This window comes from Nocardioides perillae, assembly GCF_013409425.1.
Lineage (GTDB): Bacteria > Actinomycetota > Actinomycetes > Propionibacteriales > Nocardioidaceae > Nocardioides > Nocardioides perillae.
In genome coordinates this window covers 1,521,443-1,538,076 of sequence record NZ_JACCAC010000001.1, presented here as the reverse complement: position 1 = coordinate 1,538,076, position 16,634 = coordinate 1,521,443, and the positions used below count along the sequence as shown (strand labels likewise).

The 16,634-nt window shown below is 74.2% G+C and carries 14 protein-coding genes; 4 read left to right on the top strand and 10 right to left on the bottom strand.

Annotation, left to right across the window (positions count from 1 at the left end):
- Positions 1–10: 10 nt before the first annotated feature.
- Genes BJ989_RS07125 through BJ989_RS07115 form a run of 3 tightly spaced genes read left to right on the top strand, consistent with a single transcriptional unit; the run spans position 11 to position 3,476 of the window.
- Positions 11–724: a succinate dehydrogenase/fumarate reductase transmembrane subunit gene (locus BJ989_RS07125; RefSeq protein WP_179517600.1), complete on the top strand. Its 714-nt coding sequence runs from the start codon at positions 11–13 to the stop codon at positions 722–724.
- An 11-nt stretch (positions 725–735) separates the two neighbouring features.
- On the top strand, positions 736–2,736 hold the full coding sequence (locus tag BJ989_RS07120; protein WP_179517599.1) for a fumarate reductase/succinate dehydrogenase flavoprotein subunit: 2,001 nt from the start codon (positions 736–738) through the stop codon (positions 2,734–2,736).
- Entirely contained in the window at positions 2,733–3,476 is a 744-nt protein-coding gene (locus BJ989_RS07115) for a succinate dehydrogenase/fumarate reductase iron-sulfur subunit (RefSeq protein WP_179517598.1), read from the top strand. Before BJ989_RS07120 ends, BJ989_RS07115 begins: the two co-directional genes overlap by 4 nt.
- A gap of 79 nt (positions 3,477–3,555) precedes the next feature.
- Here BJ989_RS07115 and BJ989_RS07110 read toward each other — a convergent pair whose 3' ends face one another.
- The 9 genes from BJ989_RS07110 to BJ989_RS07070 all read right to left on the bottom strand — a co-directional run bounded on the left by BJ989_RS07110 (position 3,556) and on the right by BJ989_RS07070 (position 15,108).
- Positions 3,556–3,780, bottom strand: coding sequence for an SCO4848 family membrane protein (locus BJ989_RS07110; RefSeq protein ID WP_179517597.1), 225 nt, complete (start codon positions 3,778–3,780; stop codon positions 3,556–3,558).
- Positions 3,777–4,844 (bottom strand): YhjD/YihY/BrkB family envelope integrity protein, encoded by a 1,068-nt coding sequence (locus BJ989_RS07105; RefSeq protein ID WP_179517596.1) that lies wholly within the window; start codon positions 4,842–4,844, stop codon positions 3,777–3,779. The genes BJ989_RS07110 and BJ989_RS07105 overlap by 4 nt, the downstream gene beginning before the upstream one ends.
- A 3-nt stretch (positions 4,845–4,847) precedes the next feature.
- Entirely contained in the window at positions 4,848–5,375 is a 528-nt protein-coding gene (locus BJ989_RS07100) for a 2'-5' RNA ligase family protein (RefSeq protein ID WP_179517595.1), read from the bottom strand.
- A gap of 9 nt (positions 5,376–5,384) precedes the next feature.
- Entirely contained in the window at positions 5,385–6,431 is a 1,047-nt protein-coding gene (gene trpS, locus BJ989_RS07095; RefSeq protein WP_218848758.1) for a tryptophan--tRNA ligase, read from the bottom strand.
- A gap of 53 nt (positions 6,432–6,484) precedes the next feature.
- Positions 6,485–7,717: an MFS transporter gene (locus BJ989_RS07090; protein ID WP_343049160.1), complete on the bottom strand. Its 1,233-nt coding sequence runs from the start codon at positions 7,715–7,717 to the stop codon at positions 6,485–6,487.
- A gap of 74 nt (positions 7,718–7,791) precedes the next feature.
- A complete protein-coding gene (locus BJ989_RS07085) occupies positions 7,792–8,271 on the bottom strand; it encodes a hypothetical protein (protein ID WP_179517593.1) in 480 nt (159 codons plus the stop codon).
- A 57-nt stretch (positions 8,272–8,328) separates the two neighbouring features.
- A complete protein-coding gene (locus tag BJ989_RS07080; protein WP_179517592.1) occupies positions 8,329–11,994 on the bottom strand; it encodes an ATP-binding cassette domain-containing protein in 3,666 nt (1,221 codons plus the stop codon).
- Between the two features lie 88 nt (positions 11,995–12,082).
- Positions 12,083–14,296 carry an NADP-dependent isocitrate dehydrogenase gene (locus tag BJ989_RS07075; protein ID WP_179517591.1) on the bottom strand — a complete coding sequence of 738 codons (2,214 nt, stop codon included), beginning with the start codon at positions 14,294–14,296 and terminating at the stop codon, positions 12,083–12,085.
- Positions 14,297–14,391: 95 nt separating this feature from the next.
- Positions 14,392–15,108 (bottom strand): hypothetical protein, encoded by a 717-nt coding sequence (locus BJ989_RS07070; protein WP_179517590.1) that lies wholly within the window; start codon positions 15,106–15,108, stop codon positions 14,392–14,394.
- Positions 15,109–15,233: 125 nt separating this feature from the next.
- Between BJ989_RS07070 and BJ989_RS07065 the strand changes: the two genes are divergently transcribed.
- The gene (locus BJ989_RS07065) at positions 15,234–16,220 is read left to right on the top strand and encodes a malate dehydrogenase (protein ID WP_179517589.1); all 987 of its coding nucleotides are present in this window, start codon (positions 15,234–15,236) and stop codon (positions 16,218–16,220) included.
- Positions 16,221–16,293: 73 nt separating this feature from the next.
- Here BJ989_RS07065 and BJ989_RS07060 read toward each other — a convergent pair whose 3' ends face one another.
- The gene (locus BJ989_RS07060; RefSeq protein ID WP_343049159.1) at positions 16,294–16,632 is read right to left on the bottom strand and encodes a DUF3017 domain-containing protein; all 339 of its coding nucleotides are present in this window, start codon (positions 16,630–16,632) and stop codon (positions 16,294–16,296) included.
- Between the last annotated feature and the right edge of the window lie 2 nt (positions 16,633–16,634).

Genomic DNA, 16,634 nt, shown 5'->3' with positions numbered 1-16,634 from the left:
CCTGGCGGTCGTGGCAACCCCGACCCTCGTCAAAGGCAGCGCCCGGTCGACCCGGTCCACCCGGTCGACCATCGCGCTGAAGCTCCTCATGGCCGTCACCGGCCTGGTGTTCGTCGGCTACGTGCTGGCACACATGTACGGCAACCTCAAGGTGTTCGCCGGCCAGGAGTCCTTCGACTCCTACGCCGAGCACCTCCGCGAGATCGGGGAGCCGCTGCTGCCCTACGAGGGCCTGCTGTGGATCATCCGCGTGGTCCTCCTGCTCTCGCTCGTGGGCCACGCCTACGCGGCGTACACGCTGTGGGCGCGGGCGGCGAAGGCCCGCACGCAGCGCTACACCGTGAAGAAGGCAGCCGGGGCCACGCTGTCCTCGCGCACGATGCGCTGGGGCGGCACCGCGCTGCTGCTCTTCGTGGTCTTCCACGTGCTGCACCTGACGACGCGCACGATCACGCCGGGCAGCAACTCCGACTCCCCCTACGAGCGCCTCGTCGCGGGCTTCCAGCCCGAGTTCTGGTACGTCGCGGCGTTCTACCTGCTCGCGACGGCCGCACTGGCGATGCACCTGCGCCACGGGGTCTGGAGCGCCAGCCAGACGCTCGGCCTCACCAACTCCGCCGCGGCCCGCCGCCGCGCCAACCTCGCGGGCTACACGCTGGCCGTGGTGGTCGCCGGCGGCTTCGCGATCGTGCCGCTCGCCGTGCTCCTCGGCATCGTCGACTGATTGGACTCCCCGTGACCGACACCCTCTCCCCCGAGTCCGGACTCGAGCGCTCCGACGCCGCCGGCTACTTCACGCCCGGCGAGCCGATCCGCGACGCCAAGGCCCCCGCCGGCCCGATCAGCGAGAAGTGGACCAAGCGGCGCTTCGAGGCGCGCCTGGTCAACCCCGCCAACCGTCGCAAGCTCTCGGTCATCATCGTCGGCACCGGCCTGGCCGGCGGCGCCGCGGCCGCCACGCTCGGCGAGGCCGGCTACCAGGTGAAGTCCTTCTGCTACCAGGACTCCCCGCGCCGCGCCCACTCGATCGCCGCCCAGGGCGGCATCAACGCCGCGAAGAACTACAAGGCCGACGGCGACTCCGTCGAGCGGCTCTTCTACGACACCGTCAAGGGCGGCGACTACCGCTCGCGCGAGGCCAACGTCTACCGCCTCGCCGAGGAGTCGGTGAACATCATCGACCAGTGCGTCGCGCAGGGCGTGCCCTTCGCCCGCGAGTACGGAGGCCTGCTCGACAACCGCTCCTTCGGCGGCGTGCAGGTCTCCCGCACCTTCTACGCCCGCGGCCAGACCGGCCAGCAGCTGCTGCTCGGCGCCTACCAGGCGCTCGAGCGCCAGGTCGCGGCCGGCACCGTCACGACCTACACCAAGCACGAGATGCTCGAGCTGATCGTGGCCGACGGCCGCACCCGCGGCATCATCGCGCGCAACCTGGTGACGGGCGAGATCGAGACCCACCTGGCCGACGTCGTCGTGCTGGCCTCCGGCGGCTACGGCAACGTCTTCTTCCTCTCCACCAACGCGATGGGCTCCAACGTCACCGCGACGTGGCGCGCGCACCGCAAGGGCGCCTACATGGCGAACCCCTGCTACACCCAGATCCACCCGACCTGCATCCCGGTCTCCGGCGAGCACCAGTCGAAGCTGACGCTGATGTCGGAGTCGCTGCGCAACGACGGCCGCATCTGGGTGCCGAAGCGGGCGGAGGACTGCACCAAGGACCCCCGCGAGATCCCGGAGGAGGACCGCGACTACTACCTGGAGCGGATCTACCCGTCCTTCGGCAACCTGGTGCCCCGCGACATCGCCTCGCGCCAGGCCAAGAACGTCTGCGACGAGGGCCGGGGCGTCGGCCCGATGGTCGGCGACTTCCGCCGCGGCGTCTACCTCGACTTCTCCGACGCGATCGAGCGCATGGGCCGCGCGGCGGTGGAGGAGAAGTACGGCAACCTCTTCGACATGTACGCCCGGATCACGGGCGAGGACCCCTACGAGGTCCCGATGCGCATCTACCCGGCCGTGCACTACGTCATGGGCGGGCTGTGGGTCGACTACGACCTGGAGTCCAACCTCAAGGGCCTGTTCGTGACCGGCGAGGCGAACTTCTCCGACCACGGCGCCAACCGCCTGGGCGCCTCGGCGCTGATGCAGGGCCTGGCCGACGGCTACTTCGTGCTGCCGAACACGATCCGCGACTACCTCGCCGACGGCCCCTTCGAGAAGATCGACGAGTCCCACCCGGCCGTGGTGGAGGCTCGCCGCTCGGTCGAGGAGCGCATCGAGAAGTTCCTGTCGATCAACGGCACCCGCAGCGTCGACTCCTTCCACCGCGAGCTCGGCCACATCATGTGGGAGTACTGCGGGATGGAGCGCAGCGAGGAGGGCCTGCGCAAGGCGATCGACATGATCCGCGAACTCAAGCGAGAGTTCTGGAGCAACCTGCGCGTGCTCGGCACCGCCGACAGCCTCAACCAGAGCCTGGAGAAGGCCGGCCGCGTCGCCGACTTCATCGAGCTCGGCGAGCTGATGTGCATCGACGCGCTCAACCGCCGCGAGTCCTGCGGCGGCCACTTCCGCGCCGAGTCCCAGACCGAGGACGGCGAGGCGCTGCGCGACGACGCCAACTTCGCCTACGTCGCGGCGTGGGAGTGGGGCGGCGAGGACGGGCAGCCGGTGCTGCACAAGGAAGACCTGGTCTACGAGGCCATCGAGATGAAGCAGCGGAGCTACAAGTGAGACTGAAGCTGAAGATCTGGCGCCAGCCGGCCGCCCACGCCAAGGGCGAGATGAGGGACTACGACCTGGACGGGGTCTCCCCCGACATGTCCTTCCTCGAGATGCTCGACGTGCTCAACGAGCGGCTCACCGAGCAGGGCGAGGACCCGGTCGCCTTCGACCACGACTGCCGCGAGGGCATCTGCGGCTCGTGCGACCTCATGATCAACGGCGAGGCGCACGGCCCGGAGGTCACCACGACCTGCCAGCTGCACATGCGCTCCTTCCGCGACGGCCAGGAGATCGTGATCGAGCCGTGGCGCTCCGACGCGTTCCCGGTGATCAAGGACCTCGTGGTCGACCGCTCTGCCTTCGACCGCATCATCGCGGCCGGCGGCTACGTCTCGGTCAACACCGGCGCGGCTCCCGACGCCCACGCCACCCCGGTGCCGCAGGAGGACGCCGCGCGCGCCTTCAACGTCGCCACCTGCATCGGCTGCGGCGCCTGCGTCGCGGCGTGCCCCAACGGCTCGGCGTCGCTCTTCCTCGGTGCCAAGATCACGCACCTGGGCGCGCTGCCGCAGGGCCAGCCCGAGCGCGACGAGCGGGTGGTCAACATGGTCGCCCAGCACGACGCCGAGGGCTTCGGCGGCTGCACCAACATCGGTGCCTGCACCAACTCCTGCCCCAAGGAGATCCCGCTCGACGTGATCTCGCAACTCAACAAGGACCTGCGCACCGCGATGCGCCACGGTCACTGAGCACCGCCCGCCCGACCCGCACCACCCGCCACGGCGCGGTCCCCGACCCCGGGGGCCGCGCCGTCGGCGCGTCCAGCGGTCAGCGGCGGGTCGCCCGCCAGGCACGGGCGCCGAGGGTGCCCAGCGCCGCGGCGATGGCGAGGTTGACCACGATCAGCACGGAGTGGGCGGCGTAGTAGCCGGGCGGGCGGTCCTCGCCGCCGGACCACGCGTCGTACAGCGTGGCGGCGAAGTTGGCGAAGCTCAGCGCCGTGAAGGCGGCCACGGCCAGCACCAGCACGGCCTGCTTGCGGGTCCAGGTCATCGGGGGTCCTTGCGTCGCAGGAGTCGGACGGCACCGAGGGTGCCCAGGGTGGCGGCGGCCCCCGTCGCGAAGGCGCGGGCGGGCCGGGGTGCCTCGACCGGGGGCCCGTCGTCGTTGAGCGGCACGTGGTGGGACTCGCGCAGGTCGACGCGCACGAGCTCCTCCATGGAGCGACGGGCCCACTCCCGCTCGTCGCGCACCTCGCGGGCCGCGCGGGTGGTCCAGGCCCAGGACGCGGCGAGGACGACGACCCGGCTGAAGTAGTTGATCCACACCAGCAGCACGAGCGCGATGCCGAAGGCCTGCGCGGCGCCGCCGCCGGTGCTGCCCAGGAGCAGGCTCGAGAGCCGCTTGAGCACCTCGAAGCCGACCGCCCCGAGCAGCGCGCCGGCCAGCAGCGAGCGCGTCGGCACGTCGTCGGGACGGGCCAACAGCCGGAAGATCAGGTAGAAGAGCAGGACGTTGGCGGCGAAGCCGACGGCGAGGGACACCCCGACCACGAGCGGGGCCAGCTCCTCGTCGAGCTCGAGCCACCCGAGCAGCTCCTCGGCGAAGCCGCCGACGAAGCCGGACACCACGACGCTCACCAGGAGCACCGCCCCGACGGTGAGCAGGACGCCCAGGTCGCGCAGCTTCGCGACCACGAGGTTCGGCTGGTCGCCGTCGACCTCGAAGACCACCACCAGGGCGTCGCGCATCGCGGAGACCCAGCCCAGGCCCGCGTAGAGCACGCCGGCGAAGGCGAGGGGCCCGGCCACCCGGGCACCCGCCTCGATCTCCTCGAGCGAGATCTGGGTGTCGAGCGGCCCGATCAGCCCCGGCAGGACCGACTGGATCACCTCGACCAGGGCGTCCTGGGAGTCGGGGAAGACCAGGCTCAACCAGCCGACGAGCGTGAAGGCCAGCGCGAGGATCGGGAAGAAGGACAGGAAGCCGAAGTAGGTCATCGCGCCGGCCTGCAGGCTGCCCTTGACCGCGGCGTAGTGCTCGACGGCGCGCACCACGTGGTCGACCAGGGGCCGTCGTCGCCGCAGGGCGACCAGGCGCTCCTGGGGCGAGGCCACGGCTCAGCCCACCCGGACGGTCGCCGGCAGCGCGAAGCGCCGGGCCGGGCGCCAGCCGACCGCGTCGTCGTGCACGTAGAGGTGGAAGTCGTCGGCCCGGAAGCGGCACTCGAAGCCCGCGAGCTCGGCGAAGGCGCGGTCGAGGGCCGCGTCGTCGAGGTGGTGGGCCACCGTGACGTGCGGGTGGTAGGGGAAGCTGAGGTCGGTCGCCAGGGGGCCGCTGCGGACGGCCTCGGCCAGCTGCTCGCACTGGCTGATGCCCTCGACCACCGCGACGAAGACCACCGGCGACACCGGGCGGAAGGTGCCCGTGCCGCGCAGGTGGACCTCGAAGGCCGGCACGGTGGCCGCGGCCGCCTCGAGGTGCTCCTCGACGGACCCGACGGCGTCGTCGTCGACCTCGACCGGGGGGACGAGGGTGATGTGCGTCGGGATCTTCTCCGCGGTGGTGTCGCCGATCGACATGCGGTAGTCCTGCAGCTCGCGGGCCCAGGGCTCGGGGAGGGCGAGCGCGACTCCGATCGTGGGCACGGCTCGACCCTACCGGGCGCCCCCGGGCAGGAACCCGACCCGGTCGTAGACGTCGGCGAGGGTGCGCTCGGCCACCTCGCCCGCGCGCGCCGCGCCGTCGGCGAGCACGGCGTCGAGGTGAGCCGCGTCGTCGAGCAGGGCGAGCGTGCGGTCGCGGAAGGGCGTCACGACCTCGACGACCGCGTCGGCGAGGTCACCCTTGAGCGCGCCGTAGCCCTGGCCGTCGTAGCGCTGCACGAGCTCGTCGACGCCGGTGCCGGTGAGCGCGGAGAAGATGGTGAGGAGGTTGGAGACGCCGGGCTTGGCCTCGGGGTCGAAGCGCACCTCGGTCTCGGAGTCGGTGACCGCGGAGCGGACCTTCTTCGCCGACGCCTTCGGGTCATCGAGCATGTCGACGATGCCGGCCGGCGACGAGGCGGACTTCGACATCTTGCGCGCCGGGTCCTGCAGGTCGAGGATCTTCGCGGTCGCCTTCAAGATGTAGGGCTCGGGCAGCCGGAAGGTCTTCTTGTACCTGCTGTTGAAGCGCTGCGCGAGGTCGCGCGTCAGCTCGAGGTGCTGGCGCTGGTCCTCGCCCACGGGCACGAAGGCCGGGCGGTAGAGCAGCACGTCGGCGGCCTGCAGCACGGGGTAGGTGAAGAGCCCCACGCTCGCCGCACCCTCGCCGCCCTTGGCGGACTTGTCCTTGAACTGCGTCATGCGCCGGGCCTCGCCGAAGCCGGTGAGGCACTGCAGCACCCAGCCCAGCTGCGCGTGGGCCGGCACCTGGCTCTGCACGAAGACGGCCGAGCGCTCCGGGTCGACGCCCATGGCGAGCAGCTGCGCCGCGGCGCGCCGGGTGCGCTGACGCAGCACCTTCGGGTCCTGCTCGACGGTGATGGCGTGCAGGTCGGCGACGAAGAAGAACGGCTCGTGCTCGTCCTGCAGGTCGACCCACTGCCGCAGCGCCCCGAGGTAGTTGCCGAAGTGGAACGAGTCGGCCGTCGGCTGGATGCCCGAGAGCACCCGCGGGCGCGTCGTCGGGGCGGTCGGCGGGGTGCTGGACATGGCCCGCATTCTGTCAGCCGCGGCGCCGCGGGCCCCACCGGGTCCCGGTGGCGCGAGGGCCGTCAGGCGCCGGTCGTCGCCCGCCGCTGCTGGGCGGCGGCGACCAGCAGCACGGCGAGGCCGGCGACCGACAGGCCCACCCCGACGAGCGCGGGCGCGCGGAATCCCAGGCCGCCGGCGATGACCAGGCCGCCGAGCCACGCGCCGAGCGCGTTGGCGGTGTTGAGCGAGGCGTGGTTCATCGCCGCGCCGATGGTCTGGGCGTCGCCCGCGGCCTCCATCAGGCGCAGCTGCAGGCCGATCACCAGCACCGACCCGAGCACGGTGACGCCGAAGACCGCGGGCAGCGCCGCCCAGCCGAAGGGGGCGAGCGCCCAGAAGGCCAGCAGCACGAGCCCCATGCCGGCCGAGCCGATGAGCATGGCCCGCTGCAGCGACCAGTCGGCCACCACACCGGCGAGCCAGGTGCCGGCGACCATGCCGGTGCCGAAGGCGAAGAGGAAGATCGGCACGGCCGAGCGCCCGAGCCCGCCCACCTCGGTGACGGTCGGCGCGATGTAGGAGTAGACGGCGAACATGCCGCCGAAGCCGATCGCGCCGGCGAGGAGCGTGAGCTGCACCTGCGGCCGCTTCAGCGCCGCCAGCTCGCGGCGCCCGGTCGCGGCGCGGTCCCCGGGGGTCCGCGGGACGAAGCGGAGCACCAGCGCCGTCGTCACGAGGCCCAGCACCGCGACCAGCCAGTACGCCGCCCGCCACCCCAGGTGCTGCCCGAGCACGGTTGCGGCGGGCACGCCGACCACGTTGGCCACCGAGAGGCCCAGCATCACCGACGCGACGGCGCGGCCGGCGCGCCCGGGCGCGGCCAGGGAGGCCGCGACGAGGGAGGCGACGCCGAAGTAGGCGCCGTGCGGGAGACCGGCCAGGAATCGCGAGACGACGAGCAGCCCGTAGGAGCCGGCGACCGCGCTCAGCACGTTGCCGGCCGCGAAGGCCGCCATGAGGGCCACCAGCAGCGCACGGCGCGGCAGCCGGGCGCCCAGGAAGGCCAGGACGGGCGCGCCGACGACGACACCCACCGCGTAGGCGGAGATGACGTGGCCCGCCTCCGGGATCGAGACGCCGACACCGGTCGCGATCTCGGGCAGCAGGCCCATCGTGACGAACTCGGTCGTGCCGATCGCGAAGCCGCCGGTGGCGAGCGCGAGCACCGCCAGCGCCGCGTGGGCCCGCGAGGGCGCACCGGTGTCGGCCGGTGCGGCCGGGTCGCGGGCGAGGTCGGTCGGTGCGAAGGTCACGAGGTGCGGCAACCGCCGACTCCCCCGCGATGTTCCGCTCGGGCCGGTGTGAGCCCGCGCACCGTCGGAGCCGGTCAGCAGATGGTCGCCAGACCGGAGACCGCGTCGCCGAGGTCGCGCTGCGCCTGCTCGACCTGCTGCTGGTCGACCGCGCCCTCCCCCGCCTGCCGCGCCTCCTCGAGCAGGCGCTCGACGGCGGCGCGTGCCTCGGCGACCTGCTGGCGGGTCTCGCCGGAGAGGCTGTCCTCGGCGGCGGCGAGGGCGTCGCGGGCAGCCTCGAGCTCGCGGCGCGCCGCAGCGGGGTCGGCGCCGATCCGGTCGGCGGCGTCGCGCACCTGCGTCTCGACACCACCCAGCGACTCGCGCGCCAGCGCGCACGCGGCGTCGCCGACGGCACCCGCGACGGCGTCCTCGGCCGCCGAGCAGGCCGACAGCGCGAGCACGGACCCCGCCACCGCCACGGCGAGCGCCCGACCGCGAGCGCGACGTGCGGGGCGCACGGGTCGGACGGGTCGGACGGGGAGGGGCGCGCGGGTGCTCGTGCGGGTGCTCATGGTGGCCCCATCATGGCCGACACCGCCCAGCCGGACCTGCACGCTGGGCCGGCTGCGTCACCCGGCCAGGTCGCCCCAGGTCGGGGCGAGCTCGCGCCAGGGACCCACCGCCGCCACCTCGCCGGCGACGAGCACCACGACGCGGTCGGCCTGCTCGAGCGCCGCCTGCTTGCTGGTCGCACCGAGGACGGTCGTGCCGCGGGCACGCAGCGCCTGCCACAGCTCGACCTCGGTCGCCGCGTCGAGGGCGCTCGACACGTCGTCGGCGAGGAGCAGCTCGGTGTCGGCAGCGAGGGCCCGGGCGAGGGCGAGGCGCTGCACCTGCCCGCCGGAAAGGCGCACGCCGCGGTGCCCGACCAGGGCGTCTGGCCCGCCCGCGTCGGCGACGTCGGACTCGAGCCGCGCGTCGGCGACGGCGCGGGCGAGCGTGCGCGGGTGGTCGAGCCGCACGTTGTCGGCGAAGGTGCCCGACAGCACGCGCGGCACCTGGGCGACGTGGGCGACCTGCCCGGGGCGCAGGAAGGTCTGCGGGTCGTCGACCTCCCGGTCGTTCCACCGCACCGACCCCGTGTGCTCCACCAGCCCGGCGAGCGCGGCCAGCAGGCTCGACTTGCCGGAGCCGACCTGGCCGACCAGCAGCACCAGCTCACCGGCCTCGACGCTCAGGTCGACGCCCACGACGCCGCGGGTGCCGTCGTCGTGCACCGCCTCGACGCCGCGCAGCTCGAGCCGCCGCAGCGGCACGCGCGGGGCCGGGTCGGGCGCCGGCGCGGCGCCCGTGACCAGGTCGACGCCCGGCGGCAGCGCCACCAGGTCGGTGCCGCCGGCGAGCCGGCTGGTCGCCTGCTGCCAGGAGCGCACCCCCGGCGCCTCGGTGATGACGGCGCCCGCCACCCGGCCGAACCAGTCGAAGCCGTTGACCGCGTTGGCCACCAGCAGCGCGGTCGCGAGGTCCCAGCCGTCGAGGAAGTAGACGCCCCAGGCGGCCACGACACCCGCCTGCACGACGACCACCGGGACGCCGTCGAGCACGGCCTGCACGCGGTGCTCGCGCACCGCGGCGTCGACGCGACCGCCGTCGACGCGGCGCAGGTGGGCGTGGACCGCGGGGGTGGCCGCCGCGAGCTTGACGGTGCGGGCGGACTCGAGCGCGGAGACCAGCGCCCGGCCGAAGCCGGCGCGCGCCGCCGACGACGCGGTGGCGGAGCGTCCGGCGACGGGGCGCCCGAGCGTGGAGGCGGCGGCCGAGGCGGCCATGACGACGAGCAGCACCGCGCCGGCGAGCAGGCTGCGGGCGAGCGCGGTCGTGAGCGCCACGATGACCAGGCCGTTGACCAGGTCGACCCAGCGGTCGGCGTAGCGGGCGAAGCGGTCGGCGTCCATGGCCCGCGCGACGACCTCGCCGGGCGGGGTGCGCGTGAGGCGGCGCTGCCCGGTCTGGCCGGCGAGCACCGCGACGCGCACGCGCAGCATCACCTCGACCCACCAGCGCGGGTAGAGCCGGAAGGCGGCGGCGAGCAGCAGCGGCGCGGCGAGCAGCGAGACCACCAGCGCCGCGGTCAGGGCCACCGGGCGGCCGCCGGCCTGCAGCTCCTGCACGACCAGGCCCCACAGGAAACCGGTGACCGCGCCGAAGGCACCGACCATGGCAGCGAGCAGGAAGAGCAGGGCGCCGAGCAGGCCCCACAGCGGACGCACCCTCAGCGCGTGCCAGGTGCCCCGGGCCAGGCCCAGGCCCGTGCCGACCTCGGGCAGCGCCGGCGGCTCGCCGCTGCGCCGGACCCCGCCGACCGCCCCGGTGGGCGCGTCGGCCCTCTCGGCGGTGTCGGCGGCATCGGTGGTGTGGACGGTGTCGTCGGTGTCGTCGGTGTCGTCGGTGTCGGTGGCGTCGACCATCTCGAGACCGTCGTCGAGCGCGCCCCCGGCCTCGAGCAGCGCCCGGAAACGTCCGGTGCCCGCCGCGAGCTCCGCGCGCGGGCCGTGCTCGACGACGCGGCCCGCCTCGAGGACGGCGACCTGGTCGGCCCGGGCGGTGGTGGAGAGCCGGTGGGCCACCAGCACACCCGTGCGACCCTGGAGCAGCCGGTCGGCCGCGCGGACGACCAGCGCCTCGGTGAGGGGGTCCATCCGGGCGGTCGCCTCGTCGAGCACGACCACGGCGACGTCGCGCACGAGCAGCCGGGCGAAGGCGACGAGCTGCTCCTCGCCGGCGGACAGGGTCGTGCCGCCGGGGCCGAGCAGGGTGTCGAGACCGTCGGGCAGGCCCGCGACCCAGTCGCCGAGGCCGAGCTCGTCGACGGCGGCCTCGACCCGCTCGCGGGGGACGTCGCCGAAGAGCGCGACGTTGTCGGCGAGGGTGCCGGCGAGGATCTCCGTGCGCTGCGTGACCACGCCGACGGCCGCGCGCAGCGCCTGCAGGTCGAGGTCGAGCACGTCGGTGCCGCCGAGCAGCACGGTGCCGCGCGGCGGGTCGACGGCGCGCGAGACGAGCGCGGCGAGCGTCGACTTGCCGGAGCCGGTGCGGCCGACCAGCGCCAGGGTCTCCCCCGCCGGGATCGTGAGGGTGACGTCGCGCAGCGCGAAGGTGCCCTCGGCGTAGGCGAAGTGCAGGTCGCGCAGCTCGACGTCGAGCGGGCCGTCGGGCACGGGGGCACCGCCGACCGGCTCGGCCTCGGTGTCGAGCAGCTGCCGCAGCCGCACCAGCGCGCCCAGGCCGGCCTGGAGGTCGGGCAGGTGCCGGGCCACCATGTCGACCTGGCCGACGAAGGTCGTGGTGACGAGGAAGAGCGTCACCAGCCGGGCGACCGACAGGTCGTCGCCCACCGCGAGCGCCACCCCGACCACGCCCACGCCCGCGAGCAGGCCGTGGAGCAGCAGCCCGGCGCGGCGGGCCACCCGCGTCTCGGCGCGCAGCACGCGGTCGAGCAGCCGGTGCACCTCGGCGGACAGCTCCGCGCAGCGGCGCAGCACGTGGGCCTGGCCCAGGCTGGTGCGCAGGTCGTCGCGCCCGGCGACGCCCTCCTCCATGGCCGCGGCCTGGTCGGTCCAGGCGACCTCCTCGACCACCTTGCGTCGCGCGACCTCGGGCAGCAGCGGCCGGATCGCGAGCATGGTGGCCAGGGCGACGAGCGGGAAGAGGATCCACGCCGGCCACCAGGTCAGGCCGGCGACGACCAGGAGCGGCAGGGTCGCGAAGACCGTGCGCAGCGCGTCCCACACCTGGCGGCGCACCAGCGTGCCCACCTCGTGGGTGTCGTCGTCGACGCGGTCGAGCACCTCCCCGACGGCCTGCTCGGAGAGCAGCGCCAGCGGCTGGTGGAGGGCGGCGTCGAGCAGGTCGGCACGCAGCCGCCCCTCGGCGCGGTCGACGACCCCGGCCCACGCCGTGCGGCCCGCCGTGTCGAGCAGCGCGGCCCCGACCACGCAGGCGGCCAGCGCCAACACCAGCGTCCCGGTCGGCCCGGCCGCCAGCCGCCCGGCCACGACCGTGCCCACGGCCTGCCCGACCGCGGCGGTGAGGGAGGCGAGCAGCGCCACGCCGGCGACGCGACCGCGCAGCCGGCGCCAGTCGAGGCGCCGGGCGGGGTCGTCGTGGTGGCCGGGCCCGACGGGGACGTGCGCGCCCGGACGCGCCGACGCCCCCGGCCGGTGCGGGCCGGGGGCGTCGGGGTGCGTGGAGGGCACCACGCGCTCGTGGGCGCTGGCGGTGGTCGTCTCGGTCATCGCCGAGGACGCTACGCGCCGCCACCGACAGCGGGCGACCGGTTTTCGCGCCGGTCGCCCGGGTCGGCACGGCGCCGACCGCGCCGGGTCAGCCCAGCGAGGCGAGCGCCTCGTTCAGGGTCCGCGACGGCCGCATGACCGCGTCGGCCTTGGCCGGGTCGGGGCGGTAGTAACCACCCACGTCGGCGGGGCTGCCCTGCACGCCGTTGAGCTCGGCGACGATCGCCTCCTCCTGGGCGGCGAGCGTGTCGGCCAGCGGCCGGAACTTCTCCGCGAGCGCGGCGTCGTCGTCCTGGCCCGCGAGCTCCTGCGCCCAGTAGAGGGCGAGGTAGAAGTGCGACCCTCGGTTGTCGATGCCGCCGACGCGACGCGTCGGCGACCTGTCCTCGTTGAGGAAGGTCTCGGTGGCGCGGTCGAGGGCGTCGGCGAGCACCTGCGCGGCCGGGTTGCCGGCCTGCTCGGCGTAGAGCTCGAGCGAGGGCACGAGGGCGAAGAACTCGCCGAGGCTGTCCCAGCGCAGGTAGTTCTCCTTGACCAGCTGCTGCACGTGCTTGGGCGCCGAGCCGCCGGCGCCGGTCTCGAAGAGGCCGCCGCCGTTCATCAGCGGGACCACCGAGAGCATCTTCGCCGAGGTGCCGAGCTCGAGGATCGGGAAGAGGTCGGTGTTGTAGTCGCGCAGCACGTTGCCGGTCACCGAGATGGTGTCCTCGCCCCGGCGGATCCGCTCCAGGGAGTAGGCCGTCGCCTCGGCCGGCGCCATGATCTCGATGGTCAGGCCCTCGGTGTCGTGCTCGGGGAGGTACTCGCGCACCTTGGCGATCAGGTTCGCGTCGTGCGCGCGGGTCTCGTCGAGCCAGAAGACGGCCGGCGCGCCGGTGGCCCGGGCGCGCGAGACGGCGAGCTTGACCCAGTCGCGGATCGGCTCGTCCTTGGTCTGGCAGGCGCGCCAGATGTCACCGGGCTGCACCTCGTGCTCGAGCAGCACGTCGCCGCTCGAGGCCACCACGCGCACCGTGCCGGCGGCCGGCACCTCGAAGGTCTTGTCGTGCGAGCCGTACTCCTCGGCCGCCTTCGCCATGAGACCGACGTTGGGCACCGAGCCCATCGTGGCGGGGTCGAAGGCGCCGTGGGCGCGGCAGTCGTCGATCACGGTCTGGTAGACGCCGGCGTAGGAGGAGTCCGGGATCACCGCGAGGGTGTCGTGCTCCTCGCCGTCGGGGCCCCACATGTGGCCCGAGGTGCGGATCATCGCCGGCATCGAGGCGTCGATGATGACGTCGCTGGGCACGTGCAGGTTGGTGATGCCCTTGTCCGAGTCGACCATCGCGAGCGCGGGACCGTCGGCCAGCCCCTGCTCGACGGCGGCCTTGATCGCGTCGCCGTCGGGCAGGTCGCCGACCGCGGACAGCAGGGCGCCCAGGCCGTCGTTGGGCGAGATGCCCGCGGCGGCCAGCTGCTCGCCGTACTGCTCGAAGAGGGTCGGGAAGAACGCCTGGACCACGTGGCCGAAGATGATCGGGTCGCTGACCTTCATCATCGTGGCCTTGAGGTGGGCGGAGAAGAGCACACCCTCGGCCTTGGCCCGCGCGACCTGCTCGGTGAGGAAGCGGCGCAGGGCGGCGACGTCCATGAAGGTCGCGTCCACGACCTCGCCCGCGAGCACCGGCACCGACTCCTTGAGCACGGTGGTGGTGCCGTCGGCGGCGACGTGCTCGATGCGCAGGGTGTCGTCGGCCTCGACGACGACCGACCGCTCGTTGGAGCGGAAGTCGCGCTCGCCCATGGTCGCGACGTTCGTCTTCGAGTCGCTGCTCCACGCACCCATGCGGTGGGGGTGGGCCTTGGCGTAGTTCTTCACCGACGCCGGCGCGCGGCGGTCGGAGTTGCCCTCGCGCAGCACCGGGTTGACCGCGGAGCCCTTGACCTTGTCGTACTTCGCGCGGGTCTCGCGCTCCTCGTCGGTCTGCGGGTTCTCGGGGTAGTCGGGCAGGTCGTAGCCCTGGCCCTGCAGCTCCCTGACCGCGGCCTTGAGCTGGGGCACGGAGGCGGAGATGTTGGGCAGCTTGATGATGTTGGCCTCGGGCGTGGTCGCGAGCTGCCCGAGCTCGGCGAGGTGGTCGCCCACCCGCTGCTCCTCGGTGAGGCGCTCGGGGAACTGCGCCAGGATCCGGCCGGCCAGCGAGATGTCGCGGGTCTCGACGTCGACGCCGGCGGCGCCGGCGAAGGCGGAGACGATGGGGAGGAAGGAGTACGTCGCCAGCAGCGGCGCCTCGTCCGTGTGGGTGTAGATGATGGTGGCCATGGCGTGACGACTCCTGGTCGGTCGGGTGCGGTCGGACCGGATTGCTCGACGTCAAGATATCGGACGCGCGGCGGGTCGGTCCCGCGCCCACCCTGTCAGCCGCGCTCGACCAGCACCAGGTCGTCGTCGGCGACCAGGTCGGCCACCGCCACCGGGCCCACGCCCTCCCCCAGGACCACCGCGAGCTCGTCGCCGGGGCGCGCGAGGTCGGTGTCGAGGGCGAGCTCCACCGTGCGGTCCGCGACGCCCCACGGCACCGCCAGGCTGCCGTCGGTCGCACCGACGCGCACGGTCGCCGCGGGCTCCCCGTCCTCCGCCCACAGGGCGTAGCCGTCGCCCCGTCGCGGGTCGGCGCTCAGCAGCAGGCCGGCCTCCGCGCCGTCCGCGCCGGTCTCCCAGCTGCGGCCGTCGCCCTCCCCGGCGAGCAGCCAGACGTGGCCGGCGTCGTCCTCGGCCAGCCACGCGGTGACGGGCCGTGCCGGAGCCCCGTCCAGCGTCGTCGGCACGGCGCGGGTGACGATCAGCTCGGTCGCGGCGATGCCCGCGACCTCGCGGGTCCCGCCGACCTCGACGACGAGCCGGGCGCCGGCCGCGGCGTCGGAGAGCTCCCAGCGGGCCCCGGGCGCCAGGGGCAGGAAGGGGTGGTCGACCCCCACGGCGTACGACGTGGGGTCCGGCGAGGGGGTCGGGACGGCGAGGCCGTCGATCCCGGTGGGCCCGAGGGTCGGGGGGAAGCCGACGCTGCAGCCGGTGACGAGCAGGAGCGGGCCGAGGAGCCCGGCGGGCAGGGCGCGGCGCAGGCGGGCAGGCACGCACCCAGCCTGCCCTACCACCGCACGGGGGCTGGGTCGGTGGCGCCGCGCCGCGCTGCTAGCGTGCCAGCGACCCAGCCTGCACCCGCCCCGCGGAGAGCCCGGGGCCACACCGAGGAGTCGCCGTGAGCACCACCCCCCTCAAGGTCGCCGTCACCGGCGCGGCCGGCCAGATCGGCTACAGCCTGCTCTTCCGCCTCGCCAGCGGCTCGCTGGCCGGCGACCGGCCGATCGAGCTGCGCCTGCTCGAGATCGAGCCGGCGCTCAAGGCCCTCGAGGGTGTCGTGATGGAGCTCGACGACTGCGCCTTCCCCGGTCTCGCCGGCGTCGAGATCGGCAGCGACCCGGAGAAGATCTTCGACGGCGTCAACCTCGCCCTGCTCGTCGGCGCCCGCCCGCGCGGTCCCGGCATGGAGCGCGGTGACCTGCTCGAGGCCAACGGCGCCATCTTCACCGCGCAGGGCAAGGCCCTCAACGCGGTCGCGGCCGACGACGTGCGTGTCGGCGTCACCGGCAACCCGGCCAACACCAACGCCCTCATCGCGCTGAAGAACGCCCCCGACATCCCGGCCGAGCGCTTCTCCGCGCTGACCCGCCTCGACCACAACCGCGCGATCTCGCAGCTCGCCGCCAAGACCGGCGCGCCCGTCACCGACATCACCAAGATGACGATCTGGGGCAACCACTCCGCCACGCAGTACCCCGACCTGTTCCACGCCGAGGTCGCGGGCCGCAACGCCGCCGAGGTCGTGGGTGACCAGGAGTGGGTGGAGAGCACCTTCATCCCCACCGTCGCCAAGCGCGGCGCCGCGATCATCGAGGCGCGCGGCTCCTCCTCGGCCGCCTCCGCCGCCTCGGCGACCGTCGACGCCGCCCGCGACTGGCTGTTCGGCTCCGCCGAGGGCGACTGGGTCTCGATGGCGGTCGTCTCCGACGGCTCCTACGGCGTGCCCGAGGGCCTCGTCTCCTCCTTCCCCGTCACCACCGCCGGCGGCGACTGGTCGATCGTGCAGGGCCTCGAGATCGACGACTTCTCCCGCGGCCGCATCGACGCCTCCACCGCCGAGCTGGCCGAGGAGCGCGACGCGGTCACCCAGCTCGGGCTGATCTGAGCCGCACCACCCGCCGTACGCCGACGGCCCGGCGCCTCCACGGAGGTGCCGGGCCGTCGTGCTGTGCCGTGGCTCAGAGGGGCGGCGGCTGGTCGGGGACCGAGCCGGCGAGGAAGACCAGCGTGGCGCCCATGGCGCTGAGCAGCAGGGCATCGGTGCCGCGGTGGCGCACGGCGAGCATGCCGGCGTCGCGCTCGCGCAGGACCAGTCGCAGCACTGCCGCCGCGAGCAGCGCGCCGCCGACCCAGCGCACGCCGGTGCGCCAGTCGTCCACGGCGACCAGCACCAGGCCGACCGCGGTGGCCAGGAGCACCAGCAGGTAGCACGCGCCGCCCAGCGTCGAGGGGTAGCGACGGGGCTCCGGCTCGACCCCCGGCTCGATCCCCGGGTCGGGGCTGCCCTGCGCGGCCACGG